The sequence below is a fragment of the Listeria sp. ILCC796 genome (assembly GCF_900186175.1).
Taxonomy (GTDB): domain Bacteria; phylum Bacillota; class Bacilli; order Lactobacillales; family Listeriaceae; genus Listeria; species Listeria goaensis.
The window spans coordinates 1-21,810 of the sequence record NZ_FYBV01000012.1; the positions used below are offsets into that span (position 1 = coordinate 1).

General features: G+C 43.5%; 20 protein-coding genes and 1 rRNA gene. 19 read left to right on the top strand and 2 right to left on the bottom strand.

Features of this window, described 5'->3' with window-relative positions; all coding sequences use genetic code 11:
- Window positions 1-135: 135 nt before the first annotated feature.
- The 16 genes from rrf (at window position 136) to CFS04_RS11610 (ending at window position 14,460) form a co-directional block, all read left to right on the top strand.
- Window positions 136-251 (top strand): 5S ribosomal RNA (gene rrf, locus CFS04_RS11535).
- A gap of 145 nt (window positions 252-396) precedes the next feature.
- Entirely contained in the window at window positions 397-933 is a 537-nt protein-coding gene (locus CFS04_RS11540) for a DUF2179 domain-containing protein (protein WP_088810841.1), read from the top strand.
- A 163-nt stretch (window positions 934-1,096) separates the two neighbouring features.
- Window positions 1,097-1,585 (top strand): 5-(carboxyamino)imidazole ribonucleotide mutase, encoded by a 489-nt coding sequence (gene purE / locus CFS04_RS11545; RefSeq protein ID WP_088810842.1) that lies wholly within the window; start codon window positions 1,097-1,099, stop codon window positions 1,583-1,585.
- Window positions 1,578-2,702 (top strand): 5-(carboxyamino)imidazole ribonucleotide synthase, encoded by a 1,125-nt coding sequence (gene purK, locus CFS04_RS11550; protein ID WP_088810843.1) that lies wholly within the window; start codon window positions 1,578-1,580, stop codon window positions 2,700-2,702. The genes purE and purK overlap by 8 nt, the downstream gene beginning before the upstream one ends.
- Window positions 2,703-2,720: 18 nt before the next feature.
- Window positions 2,721-4,013 (top strand): adenylosuccinate lyase, encoded by a 1,293-nt coding sequence (gene purB, locus CFS04_RS11555; RefSeq protein WP_088810844.1) that lies wholly within the window; start codon window positions 2,721-2,723, stop codon window positions 4,011-4,013.
- Window positions 4,014-4,077: 64 nt separating this feature from the next.
- The gene (purC, locus tag CFS04_RS11560; RefSeq protein WP_088810845.1) at window positions 4,078-4,791 is read left to right on the top strand and encodes a phosphoribosylaminoimidazolesuccinocarboxamide synthase; all 714 of its coding nucleotides are present in this window, start codon (window positions 4,078-4,080) and stop codon (window positions 4,789-4,791) included.
- Complete coding sequence (gene purS, locus CFS04_RS11565) at window positions 4,791-5,036, top strand: phosphoribosylformylglycinamidine synthase subunit PurS (RefSeq protein WP_088810846.1); 246 nt, start codon at window positions 4,791-4,793, stop codon at window positions 5,034-5,036. The genes purC and purS overlap by 1 nt, the downstream gene beginning before the upstream one ends.
- Before the next feature lie 2 nt (window positions 5,037-5,038).
- A complete protein-coding gene (gene purQ / locus CFS04_RS11570) occupies window positions 5,039-5,728 on the top strand; it encodes a phosphoribosylformylglycinamidine synthase subunit PurQ (protein ID WP_088810847.1) in 690 nt (229 codons plus the stop codon).
- Between the two features lie 7 nt (window positions 5,729-5,735).
- A complete protein-coding gene (purL, locus tag CFS04_RS11575; protein ID WP_088810929.1) occupies window positions 5,736-7,934 on the top strand; it encodes a phosphoribosylformylglycinamidine synthase subunit PurL in 2,199 nt (732 codons plus the stop codon).
- On the top strand, window positions 7,919-9,349 hold the full coding sequence (gene purF, locus CFS04_RS11580) for an amidophosphoribosyltransferase (protein WP_088810848.1): 1,431 nt from the start codon (window positions 7,919-7,921) through the stop codon (window positions 9,347-9,349). The genes purL and purF overlap by 16 nt, the downstream gene beginning before the upstream one ends.
- A gap of 19 nt (window positions 9,350-9,368) precedes the next feature.
- Complete coding sequence (gene purM / locus CFS04_RS11585) at window positions 9,369-10,418, top strand: phosphoribosylformylglycinamidine cyclo-ligase (RefSeq protein WP_088810849.1); 1,050 nt, start codon at window positions 9,369-9,371, stop codon at window positions 10,416-10,418.
- Window positions 10,415-10,975: a phosphoribosylglycinamide formyltransferase gene (purN, locus tag CFS04_RS11590; RefSeq protein WP_088810850.1), complete on the top strand. Its 561-nt coding sequence runs from the start codon at window positions 10,415-10,417 to the stop codon at window positions 10,973-10,975. Before purM ends, purN begins: the two co-directional genes overlap by 4 nt.
- Window positions 10,976-12,493, top strand: a complete 1,518-nt coding sequence (gene purH / locus CFS04_RS11595) for a bifunctional phosphoribosylaminoimidazolecarboxamide formyltransferase/IMP cyclohydrolase (protein WP_088810851.1) — start codon at window positions 10,976-10,978, stop codon at window positions 12,491-12,493. It begins immediately after the preceding gene.
- 15 nt (window positions 12,494-12,508) lie between these two features.
- Window positions 12,509-13,771 carry a phosphoribosylamine--glycine ligase gene (gene purD / locus CFS04_RS11600; protein ID WP_088810852.1) on the top strand — a complete coding sequence of 421 codons (1,263 nt, stop codon included), beginning with the start codon at window positions 12,509-12,511 and terminating at the stop codon, window positions 13,769-13,771.
- Window positions 13,772-13,900: 129 nt separating this feature from the next.
- The gene (locus tag CFS04_RS11605; protein WP_088810853.1) at window positions 13,901-14,194 is read left to right on the top strand and encodes a YerC/YecD family TrpR-related protein; all 294 of its coding nucleotides are present in this window, start codon (window positions 13,901-13,903) and stop codon (window positions 14,192-14,194) included.
- A gap of 11 nt (window positions 14,195-14,205) precedes the next feature.
- A complete protein-coding gene (locus tag CFS04_RS11610; protein ID WP_088810854.1) occupies window positions 14,206-14,460 on the top strand; it encodes a hypothetical protein in 255 nt (84 codons plus the stop codon).
- A gap of 94 nt (window positions 14,461-14,554) precedes the next feature.
- Here CFS04_RS11610 and CFS04_RS11615 read toward each other — a convergent pair whose 3' ends face one another.
- A complete protein-coding gene (locus tag CFS04_RS11615) occupies window positions 14,555-15,457 on the bottom strand; it encodes an acyltransferase family protein (protein ID WP_088810855.1) in 903 nt (300 codons plus the stop codon).
- A 202-nt stretch (window positions 15,458-15,659) separates the two neighbouring features.
- Between CFS04_RS11615 and CFS04_RS11620 the strand changes: the two genes are divergently transcribed.
- Both CFS04_RS11620 and CFS04_RS11625 read left to right on the top strand, forming a co-directional pair.
- Window positions 15,660-15,935 carry a WxL protein host-binding domain-containing protein gene (locus CFS04_RS11620; protein WP_159457903.1) on the top strand — a complete coding sequence of 92 codons (276 nt, stop codon included), beginning with the start codon at window positions 15,660-15,662 and terminating at the stop codon, window positions 15,933-15,935.
- Between the two features lie 356 nt (window positions 15,936-16,291).
- A complete protein-coding gene (locus CFS04_RS11625; RefSeq protein WP_088810857.1) occupies window positions 16,292-19,486 on the top strand; it encodes an immunoglobulin-like domain-containing protein in 3,195 nt (1,064 codons plus the stop codon).
- An 84-nt stretch (window positions 19,487-19,570) separates the two neighbouring features.
- Here the strand turns inward: CFS04_RS11625 and CFS04_RS11630 are convergent, their stop codons facing one another.
- Entirely contained in the window at window positions 19,571-20,920 is a 1,350-nt protein-coding gene (locus tag CFS04_RS11630) for a sodium-dependent transporter (RefSeq protein WP_088810858.1), read from the bottom strand.
- Window positions 20,921-21,107: 187 nt separating this feature from the next.
- Between CFS04_RS11630 and CFS04_RS11635 the strand changes: the two genes are divergently transcribed.
- Window positions 21,108-21,806, top strand: a complete 699-nt coding sequence (locus tag CFS04_RS11635; RefSeq protein WP_088810930.1) for a heptaprenylglyceryl phosphate synthase — start codon at window positions 21,108-21,110, stop codon at window positions 21,804-21,806.
- Window positions 21,807-21,810: the final 4 nt, after the last annotated feature.

The window sequence follows — 21,810 nt, forward strand, 5'->3', positions numbered from 1 at the left end:
TGGAAGTATGGCGACATATGGAGCGGACAAATACTAATCGATCGAGGACTTAACCTTTTAATCTGGTTTTCGTTACTTTGTAACTCAACACTTTTCTTCTCTAGTTTTGAGAGAACAACGTTCTTTCATTCATTGTCTGGTAGTTATGGCGAGAAGGTCACACCCGTTCCCATCCCGAACACGGTAGTTAAGCTTCTCTGCGCCGATGGTAGTTGGGGGCTTCCCCCTGTGAGAGTAGGTCGCTGCCGGGCAATTGGAAGGCTCAGAAATTTTCTGAGCCTTTTTTTAATACTTTTTTTTAGAAAGTGTTTAAGGTGGTATTTAAAATGGAATAGGGATAGTGTAGAATGGATAAGTAGGTAAGTCTGTTTGGTTTTAAAGGAAGTGGGGATTAGGATGGTTCATGGGGCAATTGGTATTGTGCTTACAATTTTTATTGTGAACATTTTATATGTCGCGATTTCAACAGTGCGTTTGTTGCTAACAATGAAGGGATATCGTTATTTGGCGGCTTTTGTGAGCGTTATTGAAATGGTTGTGTACGTGGTGGCGCTTAGTTTGGTGCTTGATAACTTAAATAATATCGCGAATGTGATTGCATATGCAGTCGGATTTGGCGTGGGATTGTTTATCGGTATGAAAATTGAGGAACGATTGGCGTTAGGTTATATTACGGTGAACGTGATTACGCAGGAGTACAATTTGGATTTGCCGAACCAGATTCGGGATTTGGGTTACGGGGTGACAAGTTGGCTTGCGAATGGTCGAGATGGTGAGCGGATGATGCTCGAGATTTTGACACCACGGAAAAATGAACGGAAGCTTTATAAGGAAATTGTGGCGATTGATGAAAAGGCATTTATTGTTTCTTCAGAGCCGAAACAAATTCATGGTGGATTTTGGGTTAAGAGTGTGCGAAAACGAATGAAGTGAAGTCCTGCTAGTTGGCGGGACTTTTTTATAATTAAGCAAAAACCGAACGTTCGGTTTTAGAAGTATAAAAACGTTCGATTTTTAATTGACAATTAAGGTTTGTATTGTTAGAATTAAGGTGTTGAAACGGAAATTCACTTTTATAGAAGGAGTTGAGCCGTAAATGTCTGCGGATGTTGGTGTCATCATGGGGAGTATCTCGGATTTTGAAACGATGCGAAAGGCTTGTGAGATACTGGATGAGCTGGAGATTTCTTATGAGAAGAAGGTTGTTTCGGCGCATCGTACGCCTGATTTAATGTTTCGTTATGCGGAGGCGGCGCGAGAAAATGGAATAAAAGTGATTATTGCAGGTGCTGGCGGAGCGGCGCATTTACCAGGAATGGTTGCGGCGAAGACGACGTTACCTGTTATTGGTGTGCCGGTTAAATCGAAGGCGCTGAATGGAATGGATTCACTTCTTTCAATTGTACAAATGCCAGCTGGTGTGCCAGTTGCTACGGTTGCAATTGGTGAGAGCGGTGCTGTGAATGCTGGTTTACTGGCTGCACAAATCTTATCAATTTCTAATGATTTAATTGCTAGCCGATTAGCGAAAAGACGTGCTACACTAGAGGAAACTGTACTAGAAAGTAGTGATAAACTTGAATAACACATTTTTATTACCGAATAGCACAATTGGCATAATTGGCGGTGGACAACTAGGCAGAATGATGACACTTAGTGCGAAAGCGATGGGGTATCGGGTGATTGTTTTAGACCCAACTTTTGATTCGCCTTGTGGCCAGGTTTGTGATGAACAGATTGTGGCGGAATATGATGATATTAAGGCGTTACGCGAGCTCGCGGCGAAGTCAGATGTCGTGACGTATGAGTTTGAAAATGTAGATTACGGGGCGCTTGCAAAAGTGGAAGATATGGTGAAAGTTCCGCAAGGCTCCGAGCTTTTGTCGATTACGCAAGATAGGATTTTAGAGAAAGCATATTTGGAGTCTGTGAATGTGAACATTGCTCCTTATGCGGTTGTTGTTGATAAAGAGGATATTTTGGAACAGATTAAAAGTATTGGCTATCCAGCTGTTGTGAAAACGGCGCGGGGCGGATATGATGGAAAAGGTCAAGTTATTCTCCGTAGTGAGGCAGATGTGGATAAAACCCTTCCAGTGTTAAAATATGGTTCGTGTGTGCTCGAAGCTTTTATTCCGTTTGAAAAAGAAGTTTCTGTTGTTGTAGCTCGAAATGCTGCGGGGCAAATTGAAACCTTTCCAGTAAGTGAAAATGTGCATCGCAATAATATTTTGCATACATCCGTTGTGCCGGCAAAACTAGAAGCCGATGTCCACGAGGAGGCGCAAGCCATTGCTGTGAAATTGGCCGAGTTTTTAAGCTTAGAAGGCGTTTTGGCGGTTGAAATGTTTGTGACAGCGTCTGGCGCGCTATATGTGAATGAGCTCGCGCCTAGACCGCATAATTCGGGGCACTATACGATTGAAGCATGTAATATTTCGCAGTTTACGCAGCATATTCGGGCAATTGTTGGCTTGCCGCTTTTAAAGCCGGAATTGATTAAGCCAGCAGTCATGATTAACATTTTAGGGCAGCATGTGGAAGGCGTAAATGAACAGATGGGTGATTACTCGCGTTGGTATGTGCACTATTACGGGAAAAAAGAAGCGAAGCGCGACCGCAAAATGGGGCATATTACGATTTTAGCGAATGATCCAAGCGCTGTATTAATTGATTTAGAAGAAACGAAAATTTGGAAATAGATGGAGGACTAAAGGCGCATGATTGAACGTTATACGAGAGAGGAAATGGGCAAAATTTGGACGGAGGAAAATCGCTTTAAGGCTTGGCTTGAAGTTGAAATTTTAGCTTGTGAGGCATGGGCAGAGCTTGGCGATATTCCAAAAGCGGATGTAGCTAAAATTCGCGAGCATGCGACATTCGATGTTGAACGGATTAAAGAGATTGAGCTTGAAACGCGTCATGATGTGGTGGCTTTTACACGTGCGGTTTCTGAAACGCTTGGTGCTGAACGTAAATGGGTGCACTACGGCTTAACGTCAACGGATGTGGTGGATACAGCAAACTCTTACTTATTAAAACAAGCGAATGAAATTTTACGTAAAGATTTGGAAAACTTCATTCAAATTTTGGCTGACAAAGCTCGGGAACATAAAAACACGGTCATGATGGGTAGAACACACGGCGTTCATGCGGAGCCGACGACATTCGGGTTGAAACTTGCACTTTGGCATGAGGAAATGAAGCGTAATTTAGAGCGATTTGATTATGCGGCGAAGGGCGTTGAATTTGGTAAGATTTCTGGTGCGGTTGGCACGTACGCGAATATTGACCCTTTTGTCGAAGAATATGTTTGTAAGCACTTAGGCACTACGCCGGCACCAATTTCCACGCAGACACTGCAGCGCGACAGACATGCGGAATATGTCGCAACACTTGCTTTAATCGCAACGTCTGTTGAAAAATTTGCGGTTGAGGTGCGTGGCCTTCAGAAAAGTGAAGTTCGTGAAGTGGAGGAAGCTTTTGCGAAAGGCCAAAAAGGGAGTTCGGCGATGCCGCATAAGCGTAATCCGATTGGCTCGGAAAACGTGACGGGGCTTGCACGCGTAATTCGCGGACATATGATGACGGCGTATGAAAATGTGCCGCTATGGCATGAACGCGATATTTCACATAGCTCGGCGGAGCGAATTATTTTACCGGATGCGACCATTTTACTTGATTATATTTTAAGTCGCTTTGGAAACATTGTGAAAAATTTGTCGGTATTTCCTGACAATATGAAGCGAAATATGGATGCGACGCTAGGTCTAATTTATTCACAGCGCGTCTTACTTTCTTTAATTGATAAAGGAATGGCGCGGGAAGAGGCATATGATACGGTTCAACCAAAAGCGATGGAAGCGTGGGAAACGAAAACGTCTTTCAGAACGCTTGTGGAAAATGAGCCGAAAATTACCGCATTACTTTCGGAAAAAGAGATTGATGACTGCTTTGATTATCACTATCATCTTAAAAATGTAGATTTAATTTTTAACCGTTTAGGGCTTTAAAATACGACTTGCTCGTCTTTTATTAGGCGAGTGAGGCTACTTTTTTCAAAAGGAGAGATTTTAAGTGACAGACGAACTCATTTACGAAGGCAAAGCGAAGGAACTTTTTACGACAGAAAAAGCGGATGTGCTCCGTGCGAAATATAAAGATGATGCAACGGCATTAAACGGCGGAAGGAAAGAAGTTTTTGCGGGAAAAGGAATACGCAATAACAACATTACTTCGCTTATTTTTCGTTATTTGAAAAACGAGGGAATTCCGAGTCACTTTATTGAACAAATTTCTGAAACGGAACAATTGATTCGAAAGGTGGACATCATTCCACTGGAAGTGGTGGTGCGAAATGTGCTTGCGGGTAGTCTTGCGAAAAGGCTTGGCAGGGACGAGGGGGAACTTATTGATACGCCGATTGTGGAATTTTATTTTAAAAATGATGCACTAGACGATCCTTTCATCAATGATGACCACGTTGTTTTTCTCGGTGCTTGCGATAGGAAGGAAATTGAAACGCTTAAGGCTCTCGCGTTTCAAGTGAACGGTAAATTACAGGAACTTTTTGAAAAAATGGGGATTACGCTTGTTGATTTTAAACTTGAATTTGGACGCGATGCGGCAGGTCAGATTTTGCTTGCGGATGAGATTTCGCCGGATACGTGCCGACTTTGGGATAAAGAGACGCGGGAGAGGCTCGATAAGGATGTCTTTCGTCGGAATATTGGGAATTTAATTACAGTTTATGATGAAGTTTTATCGCGACTTGAGGAGGTCATGAAGTAATGTATAATGTGAAAATTTATGTGACGTTAAAAAAAAGTGTGCTTGATCCGCAAGGGGACGCGGTGAACGAGGCGGCTATTAGTATGGGGTATGCGAGTGTTCAGGACGTTCGGATTGGAAAATATATGGAGCTTCAAGTTGAAAAAACGGACCGTGATGTACGCGTTATGTTGGATGAACTTTGTGATAAATTGTTAACGAATCCAGTGATGGAAGATTATCGTTACGAAATTGAGGAGGCATAAGAATGAAATTTGCTGTGATTCAGTTTCCGGGGTCAAATTGCGATTTAGATATGCTTCATGCTATCCGAGATGTGCTAGGTGAGGAAGCCGAATACGTGTGGCACGCTGAAAAGTCGCTTGCTGGATTTGATGCGGTGCTTCTTCCGGGTGGCTTTTCATACGGGGACTATTTACGCACGGGCGCCATCGCTAAATTTGCGAATATTATGAAAGAAGTGATGCGTTTTGCGGAAGAGGGGCGTCCCGTTCTAGGCGTTTGTAACGGATTTCAAATTTTAACGGAATGCGGCTTGTTGCCGGGCGCGCTCATTCGGAATCGCAATTTGCATTTTGTTTGTAAAACGTTGCCGCTTCAAGTTGAGAATGCGGATACGCTTTTTACGTCTAGCTATCAAGCTGGTGAAGAAATCCCAATTCCCGTGGCGCACGGGGAAGGCAATTATTATTGCGATGCAGAAACGCTTGCGGAACTTCAGGCGAACAAGCAAATTGTCTTTACGTATGCGGCTGAAAATCCAAATGGTAGCGCGGCGAATATCGCTGGTATTGTGAATAAACGCGGCAACGTGCTTGGCATGATGCCACATCCAGAGCGAGCTGTCGAAGAAATTGTCGGCGGTGTGGACGGCTTGAAATTATTTCAATCGATTGTCAGTTCTATGAAGGAGGCGAGCGAAAGTGCTAGCAAATGAACCAACGATGGACCAAATCGCACAGCAAAAAATATATCAGGAAATGGGTTTAACGGATAGCGAATTCGATTTAATCGTTTCCATTCTCGGGCGCAAGCCTAACTACACCGAAACAGGCCTCTTCTCGGTCATGTGGTCGGAGCACTGTAGTTATAAAACTTCCAAACCGGTTTTGAAAAAATTCCCAACAGAAGGGCAGCAAGTCTTACAAGGCCCGGGTGAGGGAGCTGGAATTGTTGACATTGGGGACGGACTAGGCGTGGCTTTTAAAGTGGAGAGTCATAACCACCCGTCATACGTGGAGCCATATCAAGGTGCGGCAACTGGAGTCGGCGGAATCATTCGCGATGTGTTTTCGATGGGCGCTCGTCCAATTGCGATGCTGAACTCACTTCGTTTCGGCGAACTAAATAATCCGCATACGAAATACTTGGTAAATGAAGTTGTGGCAGGCATTGCAGGCTACGGAAACTCAATTGGGATTCCGACGGTTGGGGGCGAGGTACAATTTGAAACGTGCTACTCGAAGAACCCGCTGGTCAACGCCATGTGTGTGGGTTTAATCAAAAAAGAAGATATTCAAAAAGGGCAAGCAGTTGGTGTTGGCAATCCGGTCATGTACGTTGGCGCCAAAACGGGGCGTGACGGAATTCACGGGGCGACGTTTGCTTCGGTGGAATTTAGTGAGGAAGGCGAACAGCAGCGTTCAGCGGTTCAAGTTGGCGATCCATTTATGGAAAAACTGCTTTTAGAGGCTTGTTTGGAAGTCATTCAGAAGCATGCGGATATTTTAGTTGGGATTCAAGATATGGGGGCAGCGGGACTTGTGAGTTCGAGTTCGGAGATGGCATCGAAGGCGGGAACTGGTCTGCGTCTTGTGATGGACGATGTGCCGCAACGGGAAACGCATATGTCCGCGTATGAAATGCTGCTTTCGGAGTCGCAGGAGCGGATGCTTTTATGTGTGAAGCGCGGTCATGAGGCGGAAATTGTAGCATTGTTTGAGCGTTACGGCTTGCATGCGGTGACAATTGGCGAGGTGACGGATGATAAAATGTACACGATTGTTCATCACGGGGAAGTTGTGGCGAGTGTACCGGTTGATGCTCTTGCGGAAGATGCGCCGGTTTATCACAAACCGTCAAGTGAACCAAAACGTTACCAAGAGTTTCAAAATGAAACGCCATTTCGGCCTAATCTTTTAAACCTAAAAGAAACTTGGGAAAAGCTTTTGGCTCAACCGACAATTGCGAGTAAGCGGTATATTTATGAGCAATATGATTACCAAGTGCGCACGAGTACGGCGGTTGTGCCGGGTAGTGATGCGGCGGTTGTACGTGTGCGTGGAACGGAGAAGGCGATTGCGATGACGACGGATTGCAATTCAAGGTATTTGTATCTTGACCCAGAGCTTGGTGGTGCGATTGCGGTGAGCGAGGCGGCGCGTAATATTGTGGCGAGTGGTGCAAAACCGCTTGCGATTACGGACGGCCTTAATTTTGGAAATCCGGACAAACCGGAAATTTTCTGGGAGATTGAGAAAGCGGCAGACGGCATTAGTAAGGCGTGTCTTGCGCTTGATACACCAGTTATTTCGGGGAATGTGTCGATGTATAATGAAACGGACGGCACGGGGATTTACCCGACACCAGTAATTGGTATGGTTGGTTTGGTTGAAAATATAAAAGATATTACGACGCAGGATTTTAAGGCGGCAGGTGATGCGATTTATTTGGTCGGTGACACTTTCGCTGAATATAATGGCTCGGAACTGCAAAAGCTCTTGCAAGGTAAGATTTCTGGGCGTGCTCCGCGGCTTGAGTTAGATGTGGAACAGGCGAACCAGGCGGGGGTACTTCAAGCGATTCAAGCTGGACTTGTTCAAAGTGCGCATGATATTTCAGAAGGCGGTTTTGCAGTGGCACTCGCGGAGGCGGCATTTAAAGGCAATTACGGGGCGAAAGTGGCTGTGCCATTTGAACTTGAAATGATTTTCAGTGAGTCACAATCTCGTTTTATTGTATCGGTGAAACAAGCGGACAAAGCGAAATTTGAGGAAATTTTCGCGAACAAAAATGTGCATGAAGTTGGAGTGGTGACGGAAGACGCTGTGCTAATGATTTCTTCCAAAAAAGAAGAAGTGGTTGTATCTACGGAAAGTTTGCGCGAAATTTGGGAAGGGGCTTTGCCATGCTTGCTGAAATAAAAGGTTTGAACGAGGAATGTGGAATTTTTGGCGTTTGGAATCACCCGGCTGCTGCGGAAATTACGTATTACGGCTTGCACAGTTTGCAACACCGCGGGCAAGAAGGCGCTGGGATTGTGTCAACGGACGGTCTGACGCTTAAGGGGCACCGGAATTTAGGGTTGCTTGCGGACGTTTTTAAACACGGAGAGCTTGATGGGTTAAAAGGAACGGGGGCAATTGGGCATGTGCGATATGCGACGGCTGGAGGCAAAAGTTTAGGCAATGTGCAGCCGTTTTTGTTCCACTTTCAAAACTCTTCATTGGCGCTTGCGCATAACGGCAATTTAATTAACGCTTCATCGCTACGTGCGGAACTGGAAAAAGAAGGGGCGATTTTCCAAACGAGTTCGGATACGGAAGTGCTGGCGCATCTGATTAAGCGCAGTCAGACGGGGGACTTCATTCAAGATTTGAAAGTGGCGCTAAACCGTGTGAAAGGCGGCTTTGCCTATATGCTTCTTACGGAACATGCGATGATTGCCGCACTAGATCCGAACGGCTTCCGTCCGCTTTCGATTGGCCGGATTGGCGACAGTTACGTCGTTGCATCGGAAACATGCGCGTTTGAAACGGTAGGTGCAGAATTTGTCCGTGACGTTGAACCAGGCGAACTCATTGTGATTGATGATGACGGACTTCACATTGACGTTTTCACCAAAGAAGTCAAGCACTCGATTTGTAGCATGGAGTACATTTATTTTGCACGCCCCGATTCAAATATTGCGGGGATTAATGTGCACTCGGCGAGAAAGCGTAGTGGCAAACGGCTCGCACAGGAAGCTTTCGTGGATGCTGATGTCGTGACAGGTGTACCTGATTCGAGCATTTCAGCGGCAATCGGTTATGCGGAGGAATCTGGGTTACCTTACGAGCTCGGTTTGATTAAAAATAGGTACGTGGCCAGAACGTTCATTGAGCCTTCACAGGAGCTAAGGGAACAAGGGGTGCGCATGAAATTGTCGGCGGTTCGCGGTGTCGTTGAAGGTAAACGTGTCGTCATGATTGACGATTCCATTGTGCGCGGAACAACGAGTAAGCGTATTGTTCAACTACTGCGCGAAGCTGGCGCCAGAGAAGTGCACGTCCGAATTGCTTCCCCGCCCCTTGCGTTCCCGTGTTTTTACGGCATTGATATTCAAACACGCAACGAACTCATTGCGGCAAACCATAGTGTCGATGAAATTTGCCGAATTATCGGCGCTGATTCGCTCACGTATTTAAGTGAAGAGGGGCTTGTGGAAGCAGTCGGCAAACCTTATCCGAATGAGCCGTACGGCGGTTTATGTATGGCGTATTTTAACGGCGACTATCCAACTGATTTATATGATTATGAAGCGGAGTATTTGAAAAGCCTAGAAGATCAAAAAAAATAAAACGAGGAAGTGTTAAAAAGTGGAAAATGCATACAGTAAGGCAGGCGTTGATGTCCATGCAGGCTACGAAGTCGTGGAACGCATTCAAAAACATGTTGCGCGGACAGAGCGATTAGGCGTTATGGGCGCACTTGGTTCCTTTGGTGGTATGTTTGATTTAAGTGAGCTCGCATTAAAAGAACCTGTTTTAGTATCAGGCACAGATGGTGTTGGAACAAAACTCGCTGTGGCGATCTCTGCTGGAAAACACGATACAATTGGGATTGACTGCGTTGCTATGTGTGTAAACGATATACTCGCACAAGGCGCCGAGCCACTTTTCTTTTTAGATTATATTGCGACAGGGAAAAACACGCCGTCCAAAATGGAACAAATTGTGAAAGGTGTGGCGACTGGCTGCGAGCTTTCAGGGTGCGCGCTTATCGGCGGGGAAACCGCTGAAATGCCCGATATGTATGCGGCGGACGATTACGATTTAGCTGGCTTTACTGTTGGCGCTGTTGAAAAAAGCAAATTGATTCAGGCTGATGCCGTTCAGGCGGGTGACGTTTTAATTGGGCTTCCTTCAAGCGGCATTCATAGCAATGGCTACTCGCTCGTTCGAAAAATCTACTTCAAAGATGGCGCTCTAAAATTGAATGCCAAGCTTCCAGAACTCCCAGACGGGGAACTTGTGGACTACTTGTTAGAACCGACAAAAATATACGTAAAGCCTGTTTTAGAAGTCTTAAAGCAAAGCAAGGTGAATGGCATTGCGCACATCACGGGCGGCGGCTTTATTGAAAACTTGCCGAGAATGCTAAACGAAAATTTGGCGGCGGAAATTAAATGTGGCTCTTGGCCTGAACTGCCGATTTTCAGTAGCCTTAAAATGCGCGGTCAGCTAGATGAAATGGAAATGTATAACATCTTCAACATGGGAATTGGCATGGTGCTAGCGGTTCCAGAAAATGAAGCGGCGAACGTTTTACATGTATTGCAGGAGCTAGGCGAGCCGGCTTATAAAATTGGGCGCGTCACGGAGAAACAAACGGCAGCCGTCACATTTATTGGGGGCGAAACGAAATGAATATCGCCGTCTTTGCAACAGGTTCGGGAACGAATTTCGAAGCGCTCATGAAAAGCGATGTCGGGGATAAAATCGTCCTGCTCGTCTGTGATAAAGCGGGCGCCGGGGTGCTCGAGAGGGCCAAGCAATTTGGCGTGCCGACATTTCTGTTTGAGCCGAAAGCTTACGCGAATAAAGCGGAATTTGAAACCGCCATTTTAGCCGAGCTAGAAGCGAAACAGGTAGACTTTATCGTCTTGGCTGGCTACATGCGCCTCATCGGCGAAACGTTACTCGACCAGTATCCGAATAAAATTGTCAATTTGCACCCGTCACTTTTGCCGAAATATCCGGGCAAAGATGCGATTTTACAGGCGCTTTCAGACGGGGCAGACGAGACGGGCGTCACCGCACATTTTGTAGATGCGGGCATGGATACGGGCGAAGTGATTGCACGCGAAAGCATTCCAATCCTTGCAACAGATACGGAGGCGTCACTCACGGCGAAAATTCACGAAATCGAACATATCTTTTACCCCAAAGTGGTGAAAAATTTAGTAGAGGGGAAGTTTAAATAAATGAAAAGAGCGCTCATTAGTGTGTCGGACAAAGAAGGCGTGGTAGCCTTCGCGAAGGCACTCGTACAACTTGACTTTGAGATTATTTCAACTGGCGGAACGAAGAAAATTTTGGAGGAAAACGGCGTTTTAACCACCGGAATTGAAGCGGTGACGGAGTTTCCAGAAATGCTAGACGGACGCGTGAAAACCCTCCACCCGATGATTCACGGTGGCCTTTTATTTCGGCGTGACCTAGAAACGCATGTGAATGAGGCTAAACGACACGGTATCCAGCCGATCGATTTAGTTTGCGTCAATTTATATCCCTTCCAAGAAACGATTGCGAAACCTGATGTGGCACTTAGCGAAGCCATTGAAAATATCGACATCGGTGGCCCTTCGATGCTCCGTTCGGCGGCCAAAAACTATCAGGCGGTGACGGTTTTAGTTGATGCGGCCGACTACGCGCCTGTTTTAGCTGAACTTGAAAACGGCAGCGTGACACCCGAAACTCGTGCGAAACTTGCCGCAAAAGTGTTCCGCCATACGGCTTCCTATGATGCGCTAATCGCGGGCTTCTTGACGGAAGAGGAATTCCCTGAAAAGCTCACGCTAACATATGACCTAAAAGAAAGTTTACGCTACGGTGAGAACCCGCACCAAAAGGCGGCTTTTTACGAAGAACCACTGGCGGACGTTCATAGTGTGGCACACGCTTCACAGCTCCACGGCAAAGAGCTATCCTACAACAACATTCGCGATACAGACGCTGCGCTTAAAATTGCAGCCGAATTCACAGAACCTGTAGCAGTGGCCGTGAAACATATGAACCCATGCGGCGTTGGTGTCGGTACGACGATTTTTGAGGCGTATGAAAAGGCGTACGAGGCGGATGAAACCTCGATTTTTGGTGGCATTGTCGCGCTAAATCGTGAGGTTGACGTGGAAACTGCGCAAAAACTAAGTGAAATCTTTCTGGAAATCATTGTTGCGCCAAGTTTTTCTGACGCCGCGTTAGCTATTTTAACCAAAAAGAAAAATATCCGTTTGCTTTCGGTCGACATGTCGAGTTTTGCGCCGAGCTTGGAAAAAACGTCTGTGAACGGCGGCTTGCTTGTCCAAGATAGTGATACTTTTGTGGCTGATCCCGAGACTTTTACGGTTGTGACGGAAAAAGCACCGACTGACGAGGAGATGCGCGCGCTTCTTGTGCAGTGGAAAATTGTGAAACATGTGAAGTCAAACGCGATTGTTGTCGGAAACGCTAGCCAGACGCTCGGTGTCGGCGCTGGACAAATGAATCGCATCGGCGCGGCAAAAATTGCGCTAAGTCAAGCTGGCGTGAACGCACAGGGGGCAGTACTAGCGAGCGATGCTTTTTTCCCAATGAATGACACGGTTCTTGCTGCAGCGGAAGCCGGCATTACCGCAATCATTCAACCAGGCGGCTCGATTAAAGATGCGGATTCCATTGAAATGGCAAATAAACACGGTATTGCAATGGTTACAACACATGTTCGTCACTTTAAACATTAAAAAGGAAGTGAAAAGATGAAAGTACTCGTAATTGGTAGTGGTGGCCGAGAACATGCCATCTGTCAAAAACTTCTTTCCTCGCGTGACGTTGACACCGTTTTTTGTGCCCCAGGAAATGACGGCATGAAAAACAGCGGCGTGCACTGCGTGGACATTCAAGAAAAAAACGCTAAAGCACTAATTCACTTCGCGCAAGAAGAAGCCGTCGCATTCACGGTAGTCGGCCCAGAAATCCCGCTTTTATCAGGCGTAGTGGATGCTTTCACAGAAGCTGGTTTGCTCGCGTTCGGTCCAACAAAAGCCGCCGCTCTCATCGAAGGAAGCAAAGATTTCGCCAAACAGTTCATGCAAAAATACGCGATTCCAACCGCAAACTCGAAGACCTTCACCAAGTACGAAGAAGCGAAAGCCTATTTGGAGGAAAAAGGAGTCCCCATTGTGATTAAGGCGGACGGACTTGCCGCCGGAAAAGGCGTTGCTGTCGCAATGACGATGCCAGAAGCCGTACTCGCATTAAAGGAAATGATGCTAGAAGAACGATTCGGTGAAGCCTCACAAAAAGTCGTCATCGAAGAATTTTTAGAAGGCGAAGAATTTTCCCTCATGGCCTTTGTAAACGGCGAAGAAGTCTATCCGATGCCCATCGCCCAGGATCACAAACGCGCCTATGACGGCGACAAAGGTCCAAACACAGGCGGAATGGGCGCCTATTCACCCGTTCCACATATACCAGAAAAATTGGTCGAAGAAGCCATTCAAACGATTCTTTTTCCCGCAGCAAAAGGAATGGTTGAAGAAGGGCGTGAGTTCCGAGGTATCCTTTACGCCGGCTTGATTGCCACAAATGAAGGTCCGAAAGTCATCGAATTTAATGCGCGCTTCGGAGACCCAGAAACGCAAGTCGTCCTCCCGCGCCTAGAAAGCGACTTCGCCGAGCTCATCTTGGCACTTCTAAAAAATGAGACTCCCGACGTACGCTTTAAAAAAGCAGGTATTCACCTCGGCATCGTCCTTGCAAGCAAGGGCTACCCCGAACAATACGAAACCGGCCAATTGCTAACCGGCCTTGACCAAGTCAGCCCAGAAATCGCAATCTATCATGCTGGAACAAAATTGGACACTGCCGGTAATCTCATTTCAAATGGTGGCCGAGTACTCCTTCTTCAAACTTCTGCAAATACAATGAAAGAAGCACGTCAAATTTTATATGCGGAAATGAAGAAACTAGACAATCCAAATTTCTTCTACCGAATTGACATAGGTGCGAAAGCTGAATAAGATAAAACAAGCGGATGAGCGATTTGGCAAATCCGCTTTTCCCTTTTACAGAAATAAAGTAGTTGCTTTTTCATGCGTTGGTACGTTAAAATATGAAAGTACAAGTAGAGGAACGGAGGTTATCTAAATATGCAAATAGAAAAGATTCGTGGGGAAGGTTTGGATGCTTTTTTTAATGGTATTTTAAAGCTCGAAACGCTTGAAGAATGTTATGCTTTCTTTGATGATGTCTGCACTGTGAATGAAATTCAGTCGATGTCACAACGCTTCCAAGTTGCTAAAATGCTTTCAGAAGGAAAAACATATAATGTTATTGAAGCAGAAACAGGTGCAAGCACCGCAACGATTTCACGTGTAAAACGTTCGCTAAACTACGGTAACGACATGTATGAAGTTGTGTTCAACCGAATGGAAACGAAGTAAGAAGGATATAAATGAAGAAGAAACCAAGTAAAGGGTTCCAAACTGCGATTATCGCCATTTTGGTTCTCGCCGTTATGTATATTTCAATCGATATGATTATACAAAATGTCGGACTGAATTTCAGCATGTTATGGCACTGGATATTCATTATTTGTTTTAGTTTCACAACACTTTTCAATGTGCGCGCAAAAAATTACATCGGAATTTCCATCGGACTTTCTGGTATGTGGATTTGTGTATTGAGTCTTATTTTGATGGCGATTTAGTCTAAAACAAAATAAAAAAATGAGAGCTTGCTAACGCAAGTTCTCATTTTTGTGCAAAAAAACCGCCTAAGAATAGGCGGTTAATGATTAGCAATTAACGTAACATTTTCAAAATCTTATTACTGAATTTACCAAGCAAAATACCTATGATAAAAGTAAAGGCAAGGTAAACAAGTAAGCCGACTATCATTGGATTGAAGTAGCCTACTAAATCGAAAGAATAACTCGGGAAGCCTTCGATTAGATAAAGGAAGAAGGACCAAGTACCCAAAAATAGTAAGAATTTACTTTTCACATGGAAAGACTGGACTACCATAATGACAAGGAGCGCTCCGATAAAGCACATAAAGGATGCCATTGGAATGTTAGAAGTGAAGTATAAAAATACGCACACAACCGTTAATGCAATTAGGCTGCCCCACTTTATTGAGGCTTTTGCTAATAATTTATCTTTCATAGGTGCTAACCAGTGTTCTTCTCTTTTCAGGAAGACCCCAACCGGAAAGGCGATGGAATAAAATAACCAGTATTCGTCAATAAACACGATGCTGACTGAACCGAGTAATAATATAATCAGTTGTAATACACGATTTTTTACAAGTAAGCGCGCGATTAAGAATAACGTGTACCAAAATAGTATAAATAGTACAAACCACATCGTCGGATCTAAGTCACGCCCGATGTCAAAGAAAAACATGATTGAAAATAATTGTTTCATCGAAAAAGTTTGCTGGAAAATAATGGCTACAAAAATCAGTTTGAAAATACTAAAAATCCAGTATGGGATAATGATTTTGACATAACGCTTATAGTATTTGGATAAACCGTTTTTATCAGCAGAGGCCGTTAGTCCATATCCTGAAAGAATTAAAAATATCCACACAGAAATCGGACCAATATAATGGTAATTATCAAAGTTTTTATAGCATATATGTGACACGATTACTATAAAAATAGCTATCCCTTTTAAAAGAGTCGTCTGTTGCTTTGTTATCATAAAACTAATCTCCTTATTTGACTAAAATAATCGTTCTTAGGTGTTCTTTTTCATCTTCATTTCGGCAAGTTTTCTCTGTTCATCTCCTCCATATAGGTCGAAACCTCACTAAAATCAGACTTCATTATAACATAAAGCATTTTTGGAAAAAAGGAGGTTTTTAAGTCAATATTTAAGTTTATTAGAGGTATTTAGATGGAAATTGTTACAATTTATACATAAAATACCAGTTTGTTCAATTTTGGAAGAAGAAAATCCTCCTAGCTTGGCGTATGCAATTGGTGTAGCTATACAAGAAAATAATAAACTGGTGTCGCCAAAACTTTCGCTTTTAAAGGTGCAATCTGGGCAAGTGAATCATCGTAATACGCTTCTCGTCACCCTTCAAAATCTGAAAAGCATAATTTGGCGCGATTTAAAGTTACAGGGGAAAAGTTATCGAAAAGGTCGAATGGAAGTGAATAAGTACAATGAGTGAGCGGTTGAGCTAGACCAGAGTGGAATCTCATCGTGCCAATTGTGTACTTCTTCTTGTAGCAATGATTATCGGTCCGTTTGGGCTTGAGAATCGAAGTGAAAATGAAGAAAATCTGTCACAAAATTTATATATATTTTTTTTGAAAATCCATTTTTCTGGCTTTTTTCGGTAAATTTTAAATGTTACTATGAAAAAAGCTTACAGTGATTAGAGGATTAAAAAAGGAGGATTGTGTTAAAAAATTAGACAGTATAATAGACAAGGGGACTAATAGGAAACGATTAGGATTAGAGGTGTCCTGATGCGGACCCCCTATTTTTTGCCATGTCTAAAACGCTCGAAAGGAGAATTGAATATTGAAAATTAAGAAATCTAGATTAAGGAAAACGGTGATTAGTACTTTAGTAGCGACCCTGGTTGCATCAACAATTGCTACTTCATTGCCATATAATGCAAAAGCAACTGAAGGCCATGCACAGGAGGCTGGGCTAAATAGTTCATTAACTTCAGTCACAAGTAACTTACTGCAAAATCCTGGATTTGTAGGGGACGGAAATTTGATTACAAATTGGGATGTACAAGGTAGGTATTCAGCGGGCCGAGCTTATTATATGGAAAATTATAGGATATACGGCGGTTCTGGAGAATACTTGGATAATTATATGGCTCCACAAAGTGATGGAAGTATTAACGTTACACATAAAAGGGCTATAAATAATGGACATATTGCTTTTTTAGGACAAAATGTAGAGGTTATAGAGGGACACAGATATCGTTTGTCTGTGGATTATAAGTATGTTTCTGGATCGGATTTAGAACATATCCAAGTACGGACATCAGACTTCAATAATAATGATGTTGAGATATCAAACAGTGATTGGTTACCTGTCACGAGTCCTACAGCAAGAAATTATACGACAACTGTCACTGCTCCTGCAGACATCACGATGCGGATTGAATTAAAAGTACTTGGTTTTAAAGATGCAATTGGTACGGAAGGTACAATAAATATTGGAAATGTATCATTGATGGATTTGGATGCAGCTCTTGATCAAACAACTATTAATGAGTTAGACACGGATTCTGTCAAAGCGGAGGGAACTGCAGAACCAAATGCAACGATTGAAATCAAAGCTGGTTCGACAACGCTTGGTACAGGGAGAGTAGCTGCAGATGGGCAATATAGTTTGACGATTCCAAAACAAGCAGTAGGAACCGTTGTGACGGCAACTGCAACGGCATACGGGAAAACGTCAAGTGTAAATACAACTGTTGCACAAGGAAATATCGCACAAACAACCATTAGTGCGTTAAATACAGATTCTGTCAAAGCGGAGGGAACTGCAGAACCGAATGCGACGATTGTAATTAAAGCAGGTTCGACAACGCTTGGAACGGGTACAGCAAGTTCAGATGGTCGTTACAGTATAACGATTCCAAGGCAAGAGGCAGAGACGTCTGTGACAGCAACGGCAACATTGAACGGGAAAACATCAAGTGCAGATACAATTGTTGCACAAGGAAACATCGCACAAACAACCATTAATGCATTAGATGCGGATTCTGTCAAAGCAGAGGGAACCGCAGAACCAAATGCGACGATTGTAATTAAAGCAGGTTCGACAACACTTGCAACGGGTCGAGTCGGTTCAGATGGTCGTTATAGTGTAACAATTCCGAAACAAGTTTCAGGAACAATTGTGACAGCAACGGCAACAGCAGATGGTAAGACATCGAGTGTGAATACAACCGTTGCACAAGGTAACCTTGCTCAAACAACCATTGAGCCATTAAACACAGATTCGGTAATCGCCGTAGGAACCGCAGAACCGAATGCGACGATTGTGTTAAAAGATCAAAATAATAATCAACTTGCAACAGGGCGAGTAGGCTCAGATGGTCGTTATAGCTTGACGATTCAAAAACAAATGGTTGGGACAGTTGTGACGGCGACAGTGACACAAGGTGGTAAAACGTCTAGTGCTTTTACGACTGTAACGAATGAGCATATTGCTCAAACTACTATTAATCCATTAAATGTAGACTCGAGAGTAGCGACAGGAACAGGTGAACCGAATGCAACAATTGTGCTGAAAGACCAGCATAATAATCAACTTGCGAGTGGTCGAATTGCTTCAGATGGCGCTTACAGTTTGACGATTCCAGCGCAAGTAGCCGGAACAGTCGTAACTGCCACTGTAACAGCAGGTGATAAAACGTCTAATGCCCATACAACAGTTACACAAGCAGCAAAAAGTGGTACGGTTACCGTGAAACAAGACTTTTATGTAGGCTATGATAGTCGCATTCAAGCAGAAGTAACAGGTGATGTGGAGAGAGTTTACCTAGAAGTGAACGGCGTTCAACAATCTAAGGTTCCTGTTACAGGAAGCTTCACTTACTATGCTAAAAATAATATTACAAGTATAAATCAAACAGTCTATTTAGTTGGACTTGATTCAGCAAATAGAGAACTAGACCGCGCACGAGTAAATTTAAAAGATGGGCAACTAAAAATTGGAGCGGTTTCCCCGAATAACTTTGTAGTGGGGACTGATGCTTATGTGGAAGGAACGTATACGGGTTCGGTAAGAAAAGTAGGACTTTCTGTGAATGGAACAACGCTTTCTAAAGTTCCAGTTGAAGCAGACGGTAAATTCCGCTATTATGCACGTTCAAACATTACAAATGCAGATACAGATGAAGTGTTTGTCATCGGTTACAATTCGGAAAATACCGAAGTTTCACGGAAGAAAGTAGACTTATATCGACCAGGGAGTTTAGGTGGGACAATTACGGTTAATCCGAATTACTATGCTATTTCAGACTCATATGTAGAAGGAACGTATGCAGGCAATGTGAAATATGTATCCTTGGTTGTGAATGGAACAGAGTATTCGAGAACATCCGTGATAAATACGACAACATGGAGATACTATGCTAAAGATAAAATTGCAACGGGCGACACAGTTTCTGTGAAAGGGTACAATGCTGCTGGAAATGTTGTCGATCAAAAACCAGTCAATGTGGTTCTAAGTCCACCACAAAATAATGCAATTGCAGCAAATGACTTTTTCTTACATCAAGATAAATATATATCAGGGACGTATGAAGGAAGCGTAAAATATATTGCGTTGAAAGTGAATGGAACATTATTGAGTAGGATTCCAGTTCCATCAGACGGCACGTATACCTACTATGCTCGTCCTAATATTACATCTCTTACAGATACAGTATCCATTGTGGCTTACGATCAGGAAAAAGTACAAGTTGCAGAAGCGCCAGTTCGTGTTCGATTAACAAGTGACATTACATCGAATAGCTATCGAATTGGGGACAAGTCAGTTATTGGAACCTATTCAGGAGATGTGAAATACATTTCTGCAACCGTGAATGGGACACAACTTTCTAAGATTCCTGTGGATAACACGGGTACGTATAGCTACTATATTAAACGCGATGTAACGAGCGTTACGGATGAGGTTATTATGAAGGGATATAATGCTAGTGGCGCTGTTGTGGCTACTAACACAGTAAGAATTACAGCATAATTTAATAATCGCTATTTAATCAGTCAGAAATAAAAACCTGAAGGCAACGTACTTGAAATACGTTACCTTCAGGTTTTTTTAGTTTTAAAATAATTTTAAAATCCCAGTCGCGCTTAGAAAGACAAAGATAATCGCGATAGGAGCAATGTATTTGATGATAAAAAGCCAGACAATGAAGGTTTTTTTGCCAAAATGGCTACTTGCCGTAAATTCATCTTGTAAAAGCTGTCTAGGCAGTCGGTAACCGACGAAAATGGAAATGAATAAGGCGCCGATTGGAAGGATGATATTGGAAACGAGATAGTCTGCGAATTCAAAGAAGGTAAGGCCGAAGAGGTGAATATCATTCCACACGCCGAAACTAAGCGCCGACGGAACGGCCATAATCATGATAAGCACTCCCATCCACGTACTTGCTTTTTTTCGAGAAACGCCGCTGGACATAATCGGTGCTACCGTTGCTTCGAGCATGGAAAAGCTTGACGTAAGGGCTGCAAAAAGGAACAGAATAAGGAAAATAACAAAGAAGAATGTTCCAAACGGCAGTTGGTTGAAAATCGATGGCAGGATGACGAATAATAAGCCGGGGCCTGCGTCAGGCGTGATTCCGAATGCGAAGGCTGCTGGAAAGATAGCGAGCCCTGCAAGAAGCGAAACACAGACATTCAAAAGAGCGATAGAAATGGCAGATTGCGGCAAGCTGACAGATTTATCTAAGTAAGAACTGTAGGTGACCATAACCGAGATACCAACGCTTAGTGAGAAGAAGGCTTGCCCGAGCGTGATTAAAATCGTGTTGGCTGTCATATGTGTGAAGTCAGGTTTCAAGAAAAATTGTACGCCGCTCATCGCACCGTCAAGCGTTAATGAGCGAATAATCAAGACAAGAAATAATAGAAAAAGTGCCGGCATCATAAATTTGCTCATTTTCTCGATTCCAGATACGACTCCGCGGTTAATAACGAAAACATTTAGTAGGATAAAAATGAAGGTAGCGATAAGTGAAAGATACGGGTTGGCTGTTGTGCGACTAAATTCCTGTAGTAATTCAGTTTGCGTGGCACCCGCTAAGCTCATTGATAAGGCTTTAAAGAGGTAAGTAATAATCCAGCCACCTACAACGCTGTAGAAAGAAAACAGAATACTTGCGCCAACAACGCCTAGTTTTCCAAGTAAGTTCCATTTTGATTTTGGAGCGAGTGTTTTATAAGCTAAAATGGCGTCATCGCCTGAACTGCGACCGATAATAAATTCGGCCATTAAGATGGGCATAACAACAAGGAGCGTGATGGCGAGGAAAAGTAGAAAAAATGCTCCTCCGCCTGCTGTTGCCGCTACATATGGCAATTTCCAAATGGCACCAATCCCGATAGCTGATCCAGCCGATGCCAATATAAAGCCTATTTTAGAACCCCATTTTTCTTTTTGATGCATAAAATTCCCCTTTCAAAGTGATGTAAGGTTAATCATATCAAAAAAGTCTTTTATTTGGAGCAAGTTTTTAGAAAAAGTTCAAAAAAAGTTAAATTCTCGTTTGAACAGATGAATGAAAAACAAACAAATGCTATAATAGATTAGTCTAGCGATTAAAATTGGAATTTTAGTAAGGGAGTCTATGCGTGTGCGTCATTTATTTAAGATTGATCCAGCCAAACCATTGTCTGATGAAGCGGTTCAAATGCTCTTACAAAGTGAGACAGATGGTTTTATTATTGGCGGGACAGATGGAATTACTTTAGAAAATGTCACAGAAACGTACGAACGTTTTATGGAAACCGACTTGCCACTTTATTTGGAAATAAGTACGCCAGATATGATTTTACCTCTGGCTGACCAATTTTTAATTCCGATGGTTTTAAATACGCTTGATACAACTTGGTCGCATGGTTTACACGTTGACTTATTGCGTGAATATGCACCGCACGTCCCATTTAGGCGTATTTCGCCAGTTGGTTACGTCATTTTAAATCCGGAGGCAAAAGCGGCGATTAAAACCGGAGCGCTGACCAATTTGGAAGCAGAAACTGTTGCGGCGTACGCTGAATTAGCAGAACATTTTTTCCACCTACCGATTTTTTATGTGGAATATAGTGGCATGTTTGGTGACGTGACAATTTTGCGGGCAGTCAAAGCTGTGCTTAAGGAAACGAAATTATGGTATGGTGGGGGCATTCGCTCGCTTACAGATGCAAAAGAAATGGCGGAAGTGGCTGATGTCATCATCGTGGGTAATTTAATTTATGAAGATTTAGAAGAAGCGCTTGTTACGGCGCAAGTTTCAGCTCGTGCTAGCAGGTGCGAGGAAGATATGATAAAATAAGAAC

What these genes read in the sequence shown, in the direction of transcription:
- CFS04_RS11540 (WP_088810841.1), top strand. Translation starts at nt 397, where the DNA reads ATGGTTCATGGGGCAATTGGTATTGTGCTTACAATTTTTATTGTGAAC.
- purE (WP_088810842.1), top strand. Translation starts at nt 1,097, where the DNA reads ATGTCTGCGGATGTTGGTGTCATCATGGGGAGTATCTCGGATTTTGAA.
- purB (WP_088810844.1), top strand. Translation starts at nt 2,721, where the DNA reads ATGATTGAACGTTATACGAGAGAGGAAATGGGCAAAATTTGGACGGAG.
- purS (WP_088810846.1), top strand. Translation starts at nt 4,791, where the DNA reads ATGTATAATGTGAAAATTTATGTGACGTTAAAAAAAAGTGTGCTTGAT.
- purQ (WP_088810847.1), top strand. Translation starts at nt 5,039, where the DNA reads ATGAAATTTGCTGTGATTCAGTTTCCGGGGTCAAATTGCGATTTAGAT.
- purL (WP_088810929.1), top strand. Translation starts at nt 5,736, where the DNA reads ATGGACCAAATCGCACAGCAAAAAATATATCAGGAAATGGGTTTAACG.
- purF (WP_088810848.1), top strand. Translation starts at nt 7,919, where the DNA reads ATGCTTGCTGAAATAAAAGGTTTGAACGAGGAATGTGGAATTTTTGGC.
- purN (WP_088810850.1), top strand. Translation starts at nt 10,415, where the DNA reads ATGAATATCGCCGTCTTTGCAACAGGTTCGGGAACGAATTTCGAAGCG.
- purH (WP_088810851.1), top strand. Translation starts at nt 10,976, where the DNA reads ATGAAAAGAGCGCTCATTAGTGTGTCGGACAAAGAAGGCGTGGTAGCC.
- purD (WP_088810852.1), top strand. Translation starts at nt 12,509, where the DNA reads ATGAAAGTACTCGTAATTGGTAGTGGTGGCCGAGAACATGCCATCTGT.
- CFS04_RS11605 (WP_088810853.1), top strand. Translation starts at nt 13,901, where the DNA reads ATGCAAATAGAAAAGATTCGTGGGGAAGGTTTGGATGCTTTTTTTAAT.
- CFS04_RS11610 (WP_088810854.1), top strand. Translation starts at nt 14,206, where the DNA reads ATGAAGAAGAAACCAAGTAAAGGGTTCCAAACTGCGATTATCGCCATT.
- CFS04_RS11615 (WP_088810855.1), bottom strand. Translation starts at nt 15,457, where the DNA reads ATGATAACAAAGCAACAGACGACTCTTTTAAAAGGGATAGCTATTTTT.
- CFS04_RS11630 (WP_088810858.1), bottom strand. Translation starts at nt 20,920, where the DNA reads ATGCATCAAAAAGAAAAATGGGGTTCTAAAATAGGCTTTATATTGGCA.